General features: G+C 41.0%; 1 protein-coding gene. It reads right to left on the reverse strand.

Annotated features, from left to right (window positions below; all coding sequences use genetic code 11):
- Positions 1–274: 274 nt before the first annotated feature.
- Positions 275–1,460, reverse strand: a 1,186-nt coding sequence (locus BN162_RS19115) for a hypothetical protein (RefSeq protein ID WP_020226435.1), incomplete at its 5' end; no start/stop codon positions are given.

A 1,460-nucleotide genomic window follows, 5' to 3' on the forward strand; every position in this document is an offset into this window, starting at 1 on the left:
CTCAATTGAAAAGTTAAGTTCCACTTCTGAAAGGTGAAAATAAAAAGGTGAATTTAGTCTTTCAAATGCGATAAAATAAGGCGAAAATTGTGGAATTTGATCTTTGTATCTATGATGTTTTAGCTATTTGGTTTATAATATGGATGTCAAAAAGCATAAAAATGAGCGCATTAAAAACTAATGGAAACAGACACTTTTTTCAACTGAAAGAGTTATTTCCACTTCGTTTTTGGTCTTTACAGACTTCTTGCTGCCTATTTTTATGCTTGGAATATTACTTCAATAAGTAGGGTTTTAGGATGACTTGATCTGGTGGGATCTCAGTCAACCCTTGGTCGATTAGTTTGTCGGCCATTTCCTTGTTGAAGAATTTGAGAACGCTGAACGATGTTTTATTGTTCAGCTTTTTTCGGCTGTAAGAATTGATATGGGATGAGATGCGATTCGCCTTTTCCTGCGAATCCAATCCAAGCGCATATAAGTCCGTTTCTTTCGGGCAAATATCTCGGATGAGGATGTGGATATTTTCGAGAGATCCCTTTTGCCAGCTGGCCATCGGATCGCAATAAAATAGTCTTGTTCTTCGTGTTCCATCCTTCCTGATTTCTGCTTGTTCTGCTAAAATGAATTCGCTGCCTCTGTCCGTTTTGAGCACCATCACTTCTTCGTTGAATATCTGTTCTCCAAGTATGGACTCTAAAAGCAGGATGCCTTCCAACATGGTTTGAGAAGTCTTCTGATGATGATAAATGCAAAACAGAAAATCATATTTCATGAACTTGAATGTTTGAAGGAAAGGTCCGTTGGAACCGTCGTTGTAAACCGTGTCCATTTCAACAACGGAGGCATCGGGATTCATTTCCTTAAATTCTGTGTATTCCTTGTGAGTCCTTCCCTTCAGGTAAGATCGGTCTTTCCTTGGGGAATATTCAATCGATTTCTTTTTTGCCAGTTTTCTGCGAACTTGACGTTTAAGATCCATACAAGTAATGGAGACACCGGCATTTTGGAAGACGCCCTCCTCGATATAATGATAAAGCGTCTTTTCGGTGAGATTGATTTCAGGATGATTTTGTAGGATCGCATAGACGGACTGCCCCTGTGCTAACAGCGGCTTGATTAAAAGACCGAGTTCCTTGATCTGAGAAAGCGTTGCATTGATGCCAAGCCGTGTACTGACAAGGCTGTCACGATACTCGCTGTCCGCCTGCGAAGCAGAGTATCTGTATTTATCATAGTGACAGCGTGAATACTTCTCACAACCGTTACAGGCCCCTGGAGAGCGATCTCTGCGCTTACAAGTGAACTGGATATAGGAAGGGCACTGGAGATTGCAGAGGAAAGTGTTTCTGTTTTTGCATTTGGGGAATAAAGAACAGTCAAGCGGATAACTGATAGAGAAGGATTTGACGCGGTGTAATTTGATTTCTTTGCCGATGGTGCTTTTATCCTTGCCCAGT

It is taken from the genome of Holdemania massiliensis AP2 (genome assembly GCF_000327285.1).
GTDB lineage: Bacteria > Bacillota_I > Bacilli_A > Erysipelotrichales > Erysipelotrichaceae > Holdemania > Holdemania massiliensis.